The sequence below is a fragment of the Campylobacter sp. IFREMER_LSEM_CL1097 genome, assembly GCF_025772225.1.
In the GTDB taxonomy this organism is placed as follows: Bacteria; Campylobacterota; Campylobacteria; order Campylobacterales; family Campylobacteraceae; genus Campylobacter_D; species Campylobacter_D lari_D.
Window position 1 is genome coordinate 61,821 of the sequence record NZ_JAKMRT010000005.1, and the last position, 15,726, is coordinate 77,546.

At 30.0% G+C, this 15,726-nt stretch carries 13 protein-coding genes and 1 tRNA gene; 4 read left to right on the plus strand and 10 right to left on the minus strand.

All coding sequences use genetic code 11. The features are described 5' to 3' along the window. Positions 1-63: 63 nt before the first annotated feature. The 4 genes from L8W64_RS03290 to L8W64_RS03305 form a co-directional block, all read right to left on the minus strand. A complete protein-coding gene (locus L8W64_RS03290) occupies positions 64-582 on the minus strand; it encodes a MotE family protein (protein ID WP_165955271.1) in 519 nt (172 codons plus the stop codon). Next, positions 579-998, minus strand: a complete 420-nt coding sequence (locus tag L8W64_RS03295) for a flagellar FliJ family protein (RefSeq protein ID WP_133319401.1) — start codon at positions 996-998, stop codon at positions 579-581. Before L8W64_RS03295 ends, L8W64_RS03290 begins: the two co-directional genes overlap by 4 nt. Next, positions 995-2,245, minus strand: coding sequence for an adenylosuccinate synthase (locus L8W64_RS03300; protein WP_133319402.1), 1,251 nt, complete (start codon positions 2,243-2,245; stop codon positions 995-997). The genes L8W64_RS03295 and L8W64_RS03300 overlap by 4 nt, the downstream gene beginning before the upstream one ends. Before the next feature lie 26 nt (positions 2,246-2,271). Next, positions 2,272-2,369 (minus strand) — tRNA-Sec (locus L8W64_RS03305). A gap of 154 nt (positions 2,370-2,523) precedes the next feature. On the opposite strand from L8W64_RS03305, the gene yedE reads away from it, so the two are divergent. Together yedE and yedF (L8W64_RS03315) are read left to right on the plus strand one after the other, a co-directional pair. Continuing rightward, on the plus strand, positions 2,524-3,732 hold the full coding sequence (gene yedE, locus L8W64_RS03310; RefSeq protein WP_263660526.1) for a selenium metabolism membrane protein YedE/FdhT: 1,209 nt from the start codon (positions 2,524-2,526) through the stop codon (positions 3,730-3,732). Continuing rightward, positions 3,729-3,956 carry a sulfurtransferase-like selenium metabolism protein YedF gene (yedF, locus tag L8W64_RS03315; RefSeq protein ID WP_133319404.1) on the plus strand — a complete coding sequence of 76 codons (228 nt, stop codon included), beginning with the start codon at positions 3,729-3,731 and terminating at the stop codon, positions 3,954-3,956. The genes yedE and yedF (L8W64_RS03315) overlap by 4 nt, the downstream gene beginning before the upstream one ends. 21 nt (positions 3,957-3,977) lie before the next feature. On the opposite strand, the gene L8W64_RS03320 is transcribed toward yedF (L8W64_RS03315), so the two are convergent. Beyond that, complete coding sequence (locus L8W64_RS03320; protein WP_263672853.1) at positions 3,978-5,105, minus strand: mandelate racemase/muconate lactonizing enzyme family protein; 1,128 nt, start codon at positions 5,103-5,105, stop codon at positions 3,978-3,980. Further along, positions 5,092-6,603 carry a BCCT family transporter gene (locus L8W64_RS03325; protein ID WP_263672854.1) on the minus strand — a complete coding sequence of 504 codons (1,512 nt, stop codon included), beginning with the start codon at positions 6,601-6,603 and terminating at the stop codon, positions 5,092-5,094. The genes L8W64_RS03320 and L8W64_RS03325 overlap by 14 nt, the downstream gene beginning before the upstream one ends. A gap of 255 nt (positions 6,604-6,858) precedes the next feature. Here L8W64_RS03325 and L8W64_RS03330 point away from each other — a divergent pair, with 255 nt between their 5' ends. Together L8W64_RS03330 and gltS are read left to right on the plus strand one after the other, a co-directional pair. After that, on the plus strand, positions 6,859-7,731 hold the full coding sequence (locus L8W64_RS03330) for a formimidoylglutamase (RefSeq protein WP_263661071.1): 873 nt from the start codon (positions 6,859-6,861) through the stop codon (positions 7,729-7,731). After that, positions 7,728-8,918: a sodium/glutamate symporter gene (gene gltS / locus L8W64_RS03335; RefSeq protein ID WP_133319408.1), complete on the plus strand. Its 1,191-nt coding sequence runs from the start codon at positions 7,728-7,730 to the stop codon at positions 8,916-8,918. The genes L8W64_RS03330 and gltS overlap by 4 nt, the downstream gene beginning before the upstream one ends. Before the next feature lie 24 nt (positions 8,919-8,942). Here gltS and putP read toward each other — a convergent pair whose 3' ends face one another. From putP to yedF (L8W64_RS03355), 4 genes are all read right to left on the minus strand, one after another. Continuing rightward, a complete protein-coding gene (putP, locus tag L8W64_RS03340; protein ID WP_220566430.1) occupies positions 8,943-10,424 on the minus strand; it encodes a sodium/proline symporter PutP in 1,482 nt (493 codons plus the stop codon). A gap of 12 nt (positions 10,425-10,436) precedes the next feature. Beyond that, the gene (locus tag L8W64_RS03345; RefSeq protein WP_263672855.1) at positions 10,437-13,934 is read right to left on the minus strand and encodes a bifunctional proline dehydrogenase/L-glutamate gamma-semialdehyde dehydrogenase; all 3,498 of its coding nucleotides are present in this window, start codon (positions 13,932-13,934) and stop codon (positions 10,437-10,439) included. A 138-nt stretch (positions 13,935-14,072) separates the two neighbouring features. After that, complete coding sequence (gene selD / locus L8W64_RS03350) at positions 14,073-15,104, minus strand: selenide, water dikinase SelD (protein WP_263672856.1); 1,032 nt, start codon at positions 15,102-15,104, stop codon at positions 14,073-14,075. Further along, positions 15,101-15,679 carry a sulfurtransferase-like selenium metabolism protein YedF gene (gene yedF, locus L8W64_RS03355; RefSeq protein WP_263672857.1) on the minus strand — a complete coding sequence of 193 codons (579 nt, stop codon included), beginning with the start codon at positions 15,677-15,679 and terminating at the stop codon, positions 15,101-15,103. Before yedF (L8W64_RS03355) ends, selD begins: the two co-directional genes overlap by 4 nt. Positions 15,680-15,726 lie beyond the last annotated feature (47 nt).

Genomic DNA, 15,726 nt, shown 5'->3' on the forward strand with positions numbered 1-15,726 from the left:
TTATTCACCTTTTTATTTTTATTTTGAAATAATACTAAAAAAAAGGTAAAAACTGCTTAAAACTTACTGCGAACTTGCATTTTGATCTAAATTTTTCAAAAGTAGTGTTAAATCGGAAGCTTTTTTTGGATCCATCTTGGCCATAATGGATGAAATTTTTCTAGGATCTAGCGAAAGTAGAATTTTTGAAGCCTCATCCGGTTCCATTTCGCTTAATATACCTGCCACGGCCACATCTTTCATTTTAGCATAAATTTCTGTAATACGCCCCATAGTTTTATCATTAATAACTTGAAGATTTTGTTTAGTCGCTTCTAATATACGCTCATTTTGCTCTTTTAAACTTTTTATTTGCTCTAAACTTGCATTAACATCAGCTTCTTTTTGCTCCAAAGCTTGCATTTTTTCTTTTTGCAAAGCTTCAAAAGAAGCTCTATAAGCCTCTAAACTTTGTCTTGCTTCATCATATTCTCTAATTTGCTCTTGCATTTGCTCTTTTCTTGCTTCAAAATACTGCTCGCAATTTTGCTGTGCATTTACAAAATTTAAGAAAATCAATAAAAATATTATTTTTTTCATCATTTATCCTTATTAAAATGTCTTGTTATAGCAAGTTCATCTATAAATTTTTCTTCTTCTTTTTGTAAAGCTTTTTGGATTTTTTTTAATTCTTCATTTTCTAAAACCTTAATTTTTTCAAATTCCAAATGAGCCTTTTTGTATAAATGTTGATGATGTGCAAGTTCTTTTTTAGTTAGGTCTAATTTTTGTTTAATTCTTTGCTTACCCTCTCTTGCAATCTCTTGCATTTTTAAAGACGATCTTAACAAAGCTACTGAACCTTTATCAGCCAAAGTCAAGCTTTCGCATGTTTTTAAAGCTTCTTTAAATTCTTCTTCACACAACAAAAGCTTTTGTCTTGTTCTAGTCAAATTTGCCTCTGCTTTATCAAGCTGTTGTTTTCTAAGCTTAATCACAGAAGAATATTTGCTTTTCATAAAATGATAGTATCTTCTCTTTCAGGACTTGTGGAGATATAACCTACTCTAACGCCACTTAATTCTTCCAAACGCTTAATGTATTTTTTAGCATTTTCAGGTAGCAAATCATAATCTCTAATCCCTGCAACTTTATCCCAACCTTCCATTACTTCATAAATAGGTTTAGCGTTTTCTAAATCACAAGGTACATAGTCTATTTCTTGTCCTTTATATTCATATGCTTTACAGATTTTAACACTTTCAAAACCATCTAATACATCAAGTTTCATTAATGATAAAGTATCTAAGCCATTTAATCTTGCAGTATATCTTACCGCAACCGCATCAAACCAACCACATCTTCTTTTTCTACCTGTGCTTACTCCAATTTCTTTACCAATAAGTCCTATTTTTTCACCATCTTCGCCTAAATCCTCACTTGGAAAAGCTCCATTTCCCACTCTTGTTGTGTAAGCTTTTACTATGCCTATAACTTTTCCAATTTCTTTTGGATTTAATCCCAAACCACTTAAAGCTCCAGCTGAAATAGTCGTTGAACTAGTTACATAAGGATAAGTTCCATGATCAATATCAAGCATAGAACCTTGCGCGCCTTCTAACAATACTTTTTTATCCTCATCTAAAGCTTTCCAAAGCATTCTTGTAGTATCTGTAATATATGGCGCTAGCACTTCTTTAAAGCGTTTTAAATCTTTTAAAATTTCATCATAACTAGGCATTGCAATACCTAAAACATCAAAATAAGTTTTTTTAAGTTCAAAATCTTTCATTAAATTTTCACAAAGCTTTTCAGGCTCTAGCAATTCCCCTACTCTATGTCCATTACGACTTATTTTATCTTCATAGCTTGGCCCTATACCTTTGCCTGTTGTTCCTATAGCTTTATCACCTTTAAGTCTTTCTCTTGCTTGATCAATCAAAGCATGATGATTTAAATTTAAATGAGCTCTATCGCTTATAAATAATCTTCCTTCTAAATTTTCAAATTGAGCCATTTCACTAATTAATACATCAGGATTAACTACAACTCCATTACCTATAACATTAATACATTGCTTATTTAAAACACCTGATGGCATTAAATGTAAAGCATATCTTATACCATCAACCCATATAGTGTGACCTGCATTATGTCCACCTGCACTTCTGCAAACATAATCATAATTTTCACATAGTTTATCAACTATCTTACCCTTACCCTCATCACCCCATTGGATACCAACGACAATATCTGCTTTACTCATAAAAAAACTCCATTTTGACTTAAATTTGGCGAGAAGGTGAGAGAATCGAACTCCCCAAAAAGTAGTCAACTACCCTTTCATCTGATTTGAAGTCAGTGGCCATCACCAGATAAGCTAACCTTCCAAAAATGATATTATATCTTAATATTTTTAATTGAAACAAAAATTAAACATATGAAATTATAAGCGTGTAAAATACTTTGAAATATTATATTTTTTAGTTATAATGTTTGTTTTTCAGTGTCAAGTTTTGACAATTACAATTTTTGGATATATCAATGCATTCTTTCAAACAATCTTTTTTTATAAATTTTTGGGATAATTCCAAAGGCATGATTATACTTGGAATTTTAAGTGCTATTTATTTTGGAATTTTTGGTAGTGTTTGGGCTGTTACAGGTGAAATGACACGCTGGGGTGGAGAAATTTTAGAATTTTTTGGTATGGATTTAAGCTCCTACACTTACTACCAAAAGCAAAATTTAAGTGGCAGTCCCTTAACAAGAATTGATGGTATCATGCTCATAGGTATGTTTATAGGATGCTTAGTAGCTGCATTTTTAGCAAATAAATTTAAATGGCGTTTGCCTGCTAGCAAAATTCGAATTTTTCAAGCTATTATAGGAGGAATTTTATCAGGCTTTGGTGCAAGACTTGCTTTTGGTTGTAATTTAGCAAATTTCTTTACAGGTTTACCTTATTTTTCTTTACATACTTGGGTTTTTACTTTATTTATGATTTTAGGAATTTATCTAGGTGTTAAGGTTTGTAATCTTGCCTTATTTAAGCCAAAAGCAAAGTTACAACGCGTTTGCAAAGAAAATCAAAAATTAAAAACACAAAATAAAATTTCAAAAATATATTTTTACATAGGACTTGGTGTATTTATAATTTTTATAACTTATGTTGTATTTATACTACAAAAACAAAATATTGATATTAAAAACAAAGAAAGTTTTTTTCCTTTAGCGTTAATATTTGGTTTTGTTTTTGGTTTTATCATTTCTAGGGCTCAAATTTGCTTCACTTCTTGCTTTAGAGATTTATTTTTATTTGGTAGAGACAATGCTATAAAAGGCGCTTTAATAGGTATGATCATAGCTTGTTTAATAGCTTTTGCTTTTATATTACAAGGGCATACTAGCAAAGTAATAGAAATATCACCAAACCTTGCTATAGGTGCTTTTTTATTTGGATTTGGAATAGTTTTTGCCGGAGGATGCGAGTGTGGTTGGATGTATAGAGCTTGCGAGGGGCAAAGTCATTTTATTATAGTGGGTATTGCCAATATCATCGGTACTATGATCTTAGCTTTAAATTATGATCATTTCCCAAAAATACTAACAAATGGTATAAAAATTCATCTTTTAAATGATTTTGGTTATTTTAATGGCTTATTAATCAATTTAGCTTTGTTTGCTATTTTATTTTTGTTTGTTTTAAAATTTAAAAGATTATTCTTCCAACACAACAAAGGAAAATTATGATTATTCATTATAGTTTAAATTTAGAAGGTGAGGCATGCCCATATCCTGCTATAGCTACCATTGATGCATTAAAAGAATTAAAATCAGGTGAGGTCTTAGAAATTTTATGTGATTGCCCACAAAGTATTAATTCTATACCTCAAGATGCGAAAAATCGCGGATTTGAAATTTTAGAGATAGATCAAGATGGACCAACGCTTAGATTTTTAATTCAAAAACCTTAAAAATTAGATTTGAGTATTTACTCAAATCTTTATATTTATACGATATTTTTCTATTAAATTTTCATCCAATATCACTCCTATACCCACAGCATCATTGACTTCAACTATACCATCTTTGCAAGGGATTAAATTTTTCACCAAATGAGTAAAAAGCACACTTGTTGATTGAGAATACTCTATCAAATTACAATATTTAGTACTTGCTAGAAACTGCACCGTAGCAGCAAGTAAAATTCCTGTAGAAAAACCATGCGGGACTAAATCACAACCATATTTTAAAGATATTTTTTCAATTTCTAACATAGTGTCAAAACCACCACATCTAGTAATATCAGGTTGCACAATAGAAACTTTTGACTTTTTAATAAAATTTTCAAACTCATTTAGCGTGTAAAAACTCTCTCCACCCGTAATCTTACAAGGTAAGTGTTCGCTAAGTCTTGCATAATCATAAACATTATTTGCACCAACTGGTTCTTCTATCCACTCTAAGTTATATTCTTCAATTTCCAAAAATCTTTCTCTTGCATAAGAAAAATTTTTCCAAAGCCCTACTAAGTCAATACTAAGTTTAATATCATCACCCACTGCACCTCTAATATTCTTAATAATCTCTTTATCAGATAATGCATTATTACCAAAGCCTGCACCACCAAATTTTAATAGTTTAAAACCTTCTTCTTTTAAGTATTTTACTCTAGAAATATTTTCTTCCATATTTTCACTCGGAATAAAAGTAGCGTATGCATTTAAAAAGTCTTTTCTTTTTCCACCAAGTATAGTAGCTACACTTACACCATAAATTTTTCCAAGTAAATCATATAAAGCAATATTTATTGCACTTAAAGCACAAATTAATGCTCCGCTAAGTCCATAATACGCACTTCCCTCAATCAAATCATCCATAATCTTCTTAATATTTCTTGGATCTTGTCCTATTAAAATTTCACTTAAATTTCTGCAAGATCCATGAGTACTAGGTTGCTCAAACATTATCTTTAAAACTGCTGCAGCACTATCACTTTCTCCTATTCCATAAAGATTATTATCTGTATAAATTCTTAATATAAAGGCATCTTCACCCCACTCACAAGACTCATCAAAAGTTTTTGTCCTTAACCATATAGGTTCAACCTTAGTAATTTTCATTATCCATCCTTTTTATCCATTTAATAAGCCCATAAAAGCTAATAGCAAGTATTACCAAAAAAGGAGCAGCACTCAAAACAACTGCAACTTTTAAGGTATTTAAATCTGCATTTATATAAAGCATTGCTAAAGGAATTAATCCAAGCATAATACACCAAAAAACTTTTAAATATTTACTAGGATTTTCACTATCTATTTTTGTGCTTACACAAGAAATAGTAAATGCAGTAGCATCCATATGAGAAGCCAAAAATACCATCATAAGCAGGAAATAAAAAAGAGCAAAAATAGTACCAAATGGTAGTGTTTTTATCAATGCTACCACTCCAGCTTCTCCAGCATTTGAACTAATAAAATTTGGAACATCTAAGATTCCACTTTGAAAAATATCTATTGCATATGAACTCAAAACTCCAAAGAAAAACCAAGTCCCAATACATCCACCCACAATAAGACCAAAAATTACTTGACGAATGGTCCTTCCTTTAGAAATTTTTGTCACAAAAATACTAACAGCAGGAGTGTAAGTAATCCAATAAAGCCAATAAAAAACTGTCCAATCAGAATTAAAGCTACTTACACCAGCAATATCATTATATAAGCTCATTGAAACATAATTACTAAAAAATACCCCTATACTATTTATTATATTATTTAATATAAATACACTATCTCCTAAAATAAATACCAATATTGCAAACACAAAACACAAGATACAAGATATTTTAGCAAGTTTTGCCATACCACTTGATAATCCAACAAAACTAGAAAAGGTAAAAACAGCTGTAACAATAGCTAAAAGAATAAATTTTAAATAAAAACCATCATTAATATCAAAAATTCCAGAAAGTCCAGCACTAATTGTAATTATAGAAAGGGTTGTAGTAAGCACAAGTCCACCAAAAGTACTAAATAAAAACACAACATCGATGATTTTATCAAGCACTATATTTTGATTAATATGCAAGATATTTGCTATTAAACTTGAAATTTTTAAATTTTTATTTTTAAAAATATAAAAATGAAAACACATTGCAATAGAACTTAAAGCATATACAGCCCAAGGCGTAATACCCCAATGCAAATACACAAAAGAAGTTGCACTTCTTAAAGCTTCTGCAGATTTTGGAGTAATATTTAATCCAGGTGCTAAATAATAATATGCCCATTCCATAAATGCCCAATACATAGTAGCAGATCCAAGTCCTGCACAAATAAACATAAAAATCCAAGCAGTATTTGAATAAGGATTTATCCCATCGCCTAATTTAATATTACCTATTTTAGAAAAAGCCAAGTAGAAAATAAAAACTACACAAATAAACTCAAAAAGTTGAACAAATGAGCCAAACATATGTGTAAGCTTACTAAAAAGAAAATTTGCTACTTCTAAAGCTTTACTAGGATTTATAAGTAAAATTACAATCACCATAAAAACCGCCAAGATAGATGTCACTATCAAAAATAAATCATAAGTTTTTTGATTATTTTTTTGCATAAATCTCCTTTTTGTTTCAAGTAGTAAATATATAGTATTTTCTTATTTTAAAATAAAACTTAAAGAAACTTTTATCATAAATGCATTAAAAGCCATACCTTAGTATTTTCAAATATTTTTTACTATAATAAAAAATTATTTAATCAATAAATTATTGCTACTAAAATACACAAATAAATAATGTTATTTCTCAAAATACAAAAATATTTAAAAAAATATCTTACATTGAAATTAAACACAAAAAAGGAGGAATACATGTGGCAAGGGAGAAATGATGGTGATGAAATTATCCATAAACGATTATTTAAATGTTTAAATCACTCTTCAAATAATAAATTATTAGGCTTTTGTTCATCATTGGGTGTGCAGAGAAATAATGGTAGAATTGGAAGTGAATTAGCACCAAAAATTATAAGAAAGAATATGGCAAATTTTGCTATACATGATGATTTTGATTTTGATGATTTAGGAGATATTGAAAATTTTGATACCCTAGAATTAGGCGATGAACTACTTTATCACAAGTGCTTAGAAATTTTACATAATAATCATTATGGTGTAATTTTAGGAGGTGGACACGAAACATCTTTAGCTTGTATCAAAGCGCTTTTAGATTACAAAAAAAGTGTAGGAGTTATAAATTTTGATGCACATTTTGATGTAAGAATTCAGGAGTTACATACTTCTGGAAATTCTTTTTACAAAGCTTATGAATATGCAAAAGAAAATAATTATAATTTTTCTTATCTTTGCTTGGGTGCAAGTAAATTATCTAACACAAAAGCACTTTTTCAAACTATGGATAATATGAAAGCAAGTTATGTTTTAGATACTGAATTTGAAAAATGTATAGAAGTCATTAAAAACTTCTTAAAACAAAATGAAGTTGTTTATTTAAGTATTGATATGGATGTATTTTCACAAAGCATAGCTCCTGCTGTAAGCGCCCCTGCTGTTTTTGGTATCAATTTAAAAGAAATTTTAACTCCGATAAAAATTATTTTTGAAAGCAAAAAAGTTGCTTTAGCAGATATTTGTGAATTTAATCCTAAATTTGATATAGACAATCACACTGCAAAAATCGCTGCTTATCTAGCATATTTTTTATTAAGTAAAGGAATGATATGAAATTTGATAGTTTAAGTGTATTGGCTATTAGTATCGGGGTTTTATTGTTTGGTATGTTTTTGAAAAAACGCTTTTTAATCTTAGAAAAATTTTGCATTCCCGCGCCAGTTATAGGTGGATTTTTAATCAGTATAATCATTTGGATTTTAAGTTTTATTGAGATTAAAGTTGATTTTGATACAAGTTTACAAACTCCTTTAATGGTGGCTTTTTTTACCGTAATAGGATTAAGTGGAAGTTTTAAACTCTTAAAAGTAGGAGGAAAAGTACTTTTAATCTATCTAGGTTGTTGCTGGTTTATGGCTTTAATGCAAAATTTTATCGGCATTTCCATGATGAGTTTATTTGATTTAAATAAACTATATGGAATTTTATGTGGTGCTGTTTCTTTGGAAGGAGGACATGGAAATGCTATAGCTTTTGGAGGCATGGTTGAAGAGTTAAGTGGCTTAAATAACGCTAAAGTTTTAGCAGTGGCAGCGGCAACCTTTGGACTGATTTCAGGGTCTTTGCTCGGAGGTCCTGTAGCAAAATATCTTATAAATAAACACAAATTAAAAATCACAACTAATCAAGATATTAAAGATATAGATCCTCTAAAGCATGAAATTCACAATGCAAATTATAAAGATTTTTTAAAATCTTTATTTTTAATATTATGTATTATGTGTATTGGATTTTTTTTAAGTTCCAAATTTACACAATATAGCGGCTATTCTTTGCCTAGTTATGTTGGTGCTATGCTTGTTGCTATTGTTGTAAGAAATATTAATGATTCTTTTAATATTTTCAAGCTAAATCAATATACAATAGATACTATAAGTGAATTAAGCCTTGGTATTTTTTTAACTATGGCTATGATAAATTTAAAAATAAACGAACTAAGTGCTGTTGCTACACCTCTTTTTATTACTTTGATTGTGCAAGTTTTAGCTTTACTATTCTTTACAATTTTTATAGTTTTTAGATTGTGCGGAAAAAATTATGATAGTGCGATTATGTGTGCCGGACTTATGGGACATGGTCTAGGTGCAACACCAAATGCAGTAGCAAATATGAATGCAGTTTGTTCTAGATATAATTTAACTTCAAGACAAGCTTTTTTAATAGTACCTTTATGCGGTGCTGTTTTAATTGATATTGTTGCAATACCTTTAAATACTTATTTGATTAATATTTTTTCATAGTTACTCTCGCATATTGCGAGAGTATTAGAGATGTTTTAGCATTGTTTCATAAGCTGCTTTAGTTCCTGGGCGAACTTTAGTTACCATGCTCACTAAAATAATCACAACAGAAGCAGCTAAAAATCCTGGAATGATTTCATAAATAGGAAAATCAAGCCACTCTGCTAAGAAATTTTTATATACTACAACTACAACTGCACCGGTAATCATACCTGCAATAGCAGCATATCTAGTCATTTTTGACCAAAATAACGAAAAGAGCATTACAGAACCAAAACTTGCTCCAAACCCTGCCCAAGCATAAGCTACTATACTTAATACGCTTGAGTTTTTATCAGTAGAAATAATAAAAGCTATCACAGCTACTGCTAAAACACCAAATCTACCCAAAGTCATCACTGTTTTATTGGACGCTTCTTTGTTAAAAATTCTTTTATAAAAATCCTCTGCTATAGTTGAACTTGAAACAAGCAATTGCGAACTTGCTGTGCTCATAATGGCTGCCAAAATAGCACTTAATAAAACACCTGCTATCCAAGGATTGAAAAGCAATTGCGACATTACGATAAAAATCTTTTCAGGATCTTGCAAACTAAGCTCAAATTTACTCACATAAGCTATACCTAAAATACCTATCAAACAAGCTCCAATTAAAGATATAACCATCCAAGAAATTCCTACAAAAGTAGCAGTTGGAATATCTTTAGTTGATCTTATAGACATAAAACGCACCAAAATATGTGGCTGACCAAAATACCCAAGCCCCCAAGAAAGCGCTGAAACTATACCCAAAAAGCTTAATCCTTCCCCCATAGAAAAAGTATTTGGCTTAATTTCTTTGACTATATTAACAGCTTCACTAAAGCCACCCAAATGATAAATCATCACTATAGGTACGATAATCAAGGCACTCATCATTAATAAACCCTGAATCAAATCCGTCCAACAAACTGCCTTATATCCACCCAAAAATGTATAAGCAACTATAATCACAGTTCCTGTAGTAAGCGCATAATCATATTGGATTCCAAAAGTTGCTTCAAAAAGCTTTGCTCCACCTACAAGTCCTGAAGAAACATAAAAAGTAAAGAATATCAAAATAACAATAGCACAAACCACTCTTAATATATGCTTATCATCATCAAATCTTGTTTCAAAATAATCTGGAATTGTAATAGAATTTGCAATCACACTAGTATAAATTCTAAGTCTTTTTGCTACAAAAGCCCAGTTTAAAAATGCTCCTATACTAAGACCTATTGCAATATAGCTTTCAGCTAAACCACTTACATATAAAGCTCCCGGTAAACCCATTAAAAGCCAACCGCTCATATCAGAAGCTCCAGCACTAAGTGCTGAAACTACCGGCCCCATAGAACGACCACCTAAAAAATAATCCTCTGAATTTTTATTTTGTTTATAAAAATAAAATCCAATAAAAAGCATTAATGCTGAATATGCGACAAACATTATCGCAATTTGAGTATTAATGTGCACAACCTCCATTTTTTCTCCTTTTTATTTTAAAGCACGAATGCCTAAATTTCCATAACGGTGGAAAGATATACTTAAAGCTTTTTCATTATGATATAAAAGCAACTCAAAACGTCCGTTCATTAAAGGCTTAGCATTGGCAATGATTTTTGCACAACTTGCTGCTTTTATGAAAATTTCATCATTAATATCTAATGGAGCAAAATAACGAATTCTTTCATAATCAGCTATTTTGCTAATGAAATTTTCTTTACTTTCTTTAAGGAATAAAGTTTTTGAACTAATTTTTTGATTAATCTTTTGCACAAGATCTATTTTTTCATGCTCATCATAACTTAAAATAAGATCAATATTTAGCACACTAGCTGCTAAAATAACTCCTAAAATATCTTTTAAACTATCATCTTTATGTACTCTATAAGCAATATTTTTAACCTTTGTATAAGAGAAAATATTATCCTCGCCTCTTATATTGACATAATCTTTTGCACTTGCAAATTCATGTTTTGCATGATAAGCATAGCTTCTTGCCATAGCTTTAATGACTTCAAAATCGGCTTTATCTTTTTCATTTAAATCCAAGCTTAAAGCATTTAAATTTGATACTAATTCATTATCTAAAACATTTTGATCAGCTTGACTTTGCTCTATATCTAAAAATTGAGTGATGTAATTATAAATTCCAACTTTTCTACCAAAACCAATGGCTGATTTTTTAATACCACCAAAAGGTTGTCTAAGAACTATAGCTCCTGTTGTTGGTTTATTGATGTAAATATTTCCTGCCTCTATGTGAGTGTGGAAGTATTCCCATTCTCTCTCATCTAAACTTTCAAATCCTGCTGTAAGTCCATAACCTGTAGAATTTACTATATCAATAGCTTCTTTTAAATCTTTTGCTTTCATTACAGTTAAGATTGGTGCAAAAAGCTCATTCATGTGCGTAAAATCACCTTTTTTAGTACCATATTTAATCCCTGGAGTTAAAAGATAAGGATTATCATCTACAAATTTAGGTTTTAAAGCCCAACTTTCATATGGAGCTAGCTCATCTAATGCTTTTTGCAGTTTTACATCTGGTTTATCTGCTAAAGCTCCAAGTTTATTTTTAAATACAAATGGATTTCCAACCCCCATAGAACTAGCAGCATCTACTAAGGTCTTTTTAAATTCCTCATCTTCATAAACTTCTTCTTCCAAAACAAGCAAAGAAGTAGCAGAGCATTTTTGACCTGAATTTGAAAAAGCTGAATGAATGATATTTTTAATCGCACTATCACGATCGGCAAATTTAGAAACAATAGTTGCATTTTTACCGCCTGTTTCAGCACTTAAAAGTAAGGTTGGATTAGCTTTGAGCATTGCATAAGCAGTTTCTTCTCCACCGGTTAATACTGAAAATTTCACACTTTGATCAACAAGCAAGTATTTTGATATATCACTACCTTTAGCAGGTAAGAAAATCAAAGCATCTTTTGGAATTCCCGCATCCCAAAAGCATTTACAAAGCATATAACCTGTTAGCATGGATAAAGATGATGGTTTATATATCACTTTATTACCTGCAGCCAAAGGTGCTGCTATGGTTCCTACTGAAATACCTACTGGAAAATTCCATGGTGCAATTACCACACCTATGCCTTTTGCTTTAAAAGTAGTATTTGGATTTTGCTCTTTTAGTTTTTCCAAAGAATGTGGATAAAATTCTAAAAAGTCTATAGCCTCACTAACTTCAGGATCAATCTCTAAGAAAGTTTTTCCTACCTCTAAAGCTGCTATACCTATTAAATCTCCTCTACGATCTCTAACAAGTTGAGCAGTTTTTGCTAAAATCTTATAAATTTCATCATGACTTAAATCACTAAAATTTGAGCTCTTAGCTACATCTAAAGCATATTTAATCTCTTTTTGGCCTGCTAAATGTGCTTTACCTATAGTGCGATTTTTGATTTTATCCTTAACTTCTACCACTTGTAAATTTTCGTTTTTAATTTCTTCTTTTGCAACCGGATACACATCATAATTTTCTAAATTTTCATATTTAGTTCTTATATTTTTAGCCCATTCTCTATTTGCTTTTAAGATAAAATCTGTATCAGGTTCGTTTTTAAATTCTTTACTCTCATAAGAACTAATAGCCTTTGTTTCATTATTTCTATCTTGAGTTCTATGGGTAGAATTATCCAAACTAGCAACGCCTTCTAAGGATTTTATAAATAATTCTTTTTGCATTTGCCAATTTTTATCATTAATTTTAAGGTTGAAAAAATATCTCATGAAATTATCTTCACTAGTATTTTCATCAAGTCTTCTTACTAAGTAAGCAATGGCATTATTAAAATGCGCTTCATCACACACCGGTGCATAAAGTATAAGATCATGCATTTTAGAAAGCTCATAAGAGCATTGCAAGCTCATACCTTCAAGCATTTCAAAAGTAAAAGATGATAAAGCTCCTGCTTGTGAAATTCTAGTATAAGCATAAGCAATTTCAAATAAATTGTGACTCGCAATACCTACATTAATATATTTATAATTATCACCCTCTAAGACAAAATCAAGCATTTTCTTATAATTACTATCTGTGTCAATTTTTTTATAAAAAGTAGGTAGAGCCCAACCTCTTTGCAAAGCTATAGTTTCTTCACTTTCCATATTCGCTCCTTTAACAAAGCGAATTTTTATAGGCTTCATACCTTTTAAAACTCTTTCTTTTGAAAAAGCAAAAAGTTTTTTCAAATATTCATAAGAATCAGGAAGATAAGCTTGTAAAACGATACCTGCTTTAATATTATACTTTGCAATACTTTCCATAAAAGCTTCAACGGTTAATTCTAAATCTCTAAATTCCTCCATATCAAGATTGATAAATTTAGACACACCTTGCTTTTTTTCTTCTTCTAAAGCAAGAGCATATAATTTATCCAATCTTTTTACCACTTCATCTTTAGAGTATTCAAAATCAATAATATTAATTTGAGAAAAAATGGTAGTGATTTTAATTGAAATATAAGTAATATAGCTTGTTTTTAATGCTTCTTCATATTTTTTTACTCTATAAGCACTCTCAGCCTCACCCAAAACCTCTTCACCAATTAAATTTACATTTAAGGTAATTTTATCTTCATCTTTTCTTTTACGCATATGAGGCTCTAAAACACTAGGGTTTGCATCTAAAACCATAGCTTTAGTATCTTCTCTTAAATGCTTAATGAAAAATGGCACACTAAGAGTTGGTGCAAATTTTCCAAAATTTAAAAATGAAAAAAGCAAAAATTTTTCAAAAGCACTAAAAAAATCTGCTATACCATATTTGTTTAAAGTATGCTCTATAAGCTCGAAACTCGCACTTTTATTTTTACATCTAAAAGAGCGATCTAAAAGTTCAATCAACATCACTTTATTTTTAGGATTATTTAAAAGTTTTTGCATTTTGGCGTGAAATTCTTTTTCACTTTGAGAGATATTACTTTCTATTTTTCTTTGTAATTCTTCAGCTAATTGCAAAGCTTTTTGTATCATTTCTTCCTCCATTTAGTAATTAATATCTTTTATGATACAAAAATAGCCACAAAAATCAACATATATTTATTTATAATTTATTTTTTTATGTAAAAAAGTAACAAATATAAACATATATTTTTAATTGTAAATAAAATATTAGCGTAATAATAAATAATTATGAGTATTTCTTACACATCTAGCAATAATCTTTGCCTCTATATTGTAATCTTTCAAAATTTTCAAAGCCTCATTTGCATCTTTTTCACTCATTGCAGCTAAAAGTCCACCTGAAGTTTGAGGATCAAAATACACTATATCTTCATCTTTTTCATTTAAATTATCAACCCAAATTTTTAGGCCATCTTTATTTTTATAAGCTCCTGCTGGGATTATCCCCATATTAGCCATTGGCAAAACTCCCTCCATTAAAGGAATTTCATTTTTATACACTTCTATCATAATCTCTTCATTTAACATTTCTTTTAAATGTCCCAAAAGGCCAAAACCAGTAACATCACTTAAAGCACTAAGACTTTTAAACCCCTTTAAAATACGACTTGCGTAAAGATTTAAAAAACTCATTTGCTCTATTGCTTTTAAAATCTTTGCTTTTTCTAGCAAACCAGCCTTGATAGCAGTGCTAATAATGCCACTACCTATAGGCTTAGTAAGTAAAACAACATCACCATCTTTTGCACTATTATTAGCTATAAATTTCTTAGGATGAACTACACCTGTCACACTAAGACCAAAAATAAATTCATCATTTTCTATAGTATGGCCACCTACTAGCACAGCACCAGCTTCTTCAACCTTAGCTCTAGCACCTTCTAAAACTTCAAATAAAATTTCATTGTTAAAATGACAAGTATCAAAGCCTACAATATTTAAGGCATTAATCACCTCAGCACCCATAGCAAATACATCACTTAAAGCATTGGCAGCAGCTATAACACCAAAATGATACGCACTATCAACCACAGGTGTGATAAAATCAAGTGTTTGCACTAAAGCTAAATCTTCATTTAGCTTATAAACACTTGCATCTTCGTTATTATCAATACCACTTAAAATGTTTTCATGCGGTTTTAAAATGCCAAGAATTTTGTCAAGACCCACCGAGTCTAGTTTGGCAGCTCAACCCGCAGCTTTTACATATTGAGTTAGTTTTTGGTCTTTATATATCATAAAGAAATAATCTTTGCCTTTCCAAAAAGTTCATTTAAAATTTCATAAGCATTACCTATTTTGCCTATTTTAAGCTCTTTAGTTTTACCAAAAAATTCCAAACATGCCCCACAACTATAAATTTCAACCCCTAAATTTTCAAGCTCTTTCATAGCTTCAAAAGCCATATGAGAACAATCAGTATTCATTAAAACACTATCATTAACGCAAAGGATTTTTACAGGTTTATTAGGTAAATCTTTTAAGGTTTTTAAAAAACCTAGCATTAGATTTTTCCCAAGTTCCCCTTCGCCTACTTTATCGCTTTTTAAAAACAACACATTATATTCTTGTAAATTTTGTTCTTGAATTTGAACTATATCACCATCTTTTATAATGCTAATAATACTTTCATCATTTACATCTTTCACACTAAAGTTCAAATTTAAAGATTTTAAAAACCTCGTTACATTTTCTTTAGAAGCTTGAGAATTTAAAAGAATTTCTAAATTTTCATTTTCTTTTAACTCTTCTAAAGCCTTTTTTGTCTCTATCACAGGACGCGGACAAGCTAAATCTCTACAATCAATTTTCATTTTTTACCTTTTTTACTTAATGATATATTTTTATAACTTGTATTCAA

Coding starts and splice junctions, on each gene's coding strand:
- yedE (WP_263660526.1), top strand. CDS start 2,524: ATGCATTCTTTCAAACAATCTTTTTTTATAAATTTTTGGGATAATTCC.
- L8W64_RS03290 (WP_165955271.1), bottom strand. CDS start 582: ATGATGAAAAAAATAATATTTTTATTGATTTTCTTAAATTTTGTAAAT.
- L8W64_RS03325 (WP_263672854.1), bottom strand. CDS start 6,603: ATGCAAAAAAATAATCAAAAAACTTATGATTTATTTTTGATAGTGACA.
- L8W64_RS03345 (WP_263672855.1), bottom strand. CDS start 13,934: ATGATACAAAAAGCTTTGCAATTAGCTGAAGAATTACAAAGAAAAATA.
- gltS (WP_133319408.1), top strand. CDS start 7,728: ATGAAATTTGATAGTTTAAGTGTATTGGCTATTAGTATCGGGGTTTTA.
- L8W64_RS03320 (WP_263672853.1), bottom strand. CDS start 5,105: ATGAAAATTACTAAGGTTGAACCTATATGGTTAAGGACAAAAACTTTT.
- L8W64_RS03300 (WP_133319402.1), bottom strand. CDS start 2,245: ATGAGTAAAGCAGATATTGTCGTTGGTATCCAATGGGGTGATGAGGGT.
- yedF (WP_133319404.1), top strand. CDS start 3,729: ATGATTATTCATTATAGTTTAAATTTAGAAGGTGAGGCATGCCCATAT.
- putP (WP_220566430.1), bottom strand. CDS start 10,424: ATGGAGGTTGTGCACATTAATACTCAAATTGCGATAATGTTTGTCGCA.
- L8W64_RS03330 (WP_263661071.1), top strand. CDS start 6,859: ATGTGGCAAGGGAGAAATGATGGTGATGAAATTATCCATAAACGATTA.
- L8W64_RS03295 (WP_133319401.1), bottom strand. CDS start 998: ATGAAAAGCAAATATTCTTCTGTGATTAAGCTTAGAAAACAACAGCTT.
- yedF (WP_263672857.1), bottom strand. CDS start 15,679: ATGAAAATTGATTGTAGAGATTTAGCTTGTCCGCGTCCTGTGATAGAG.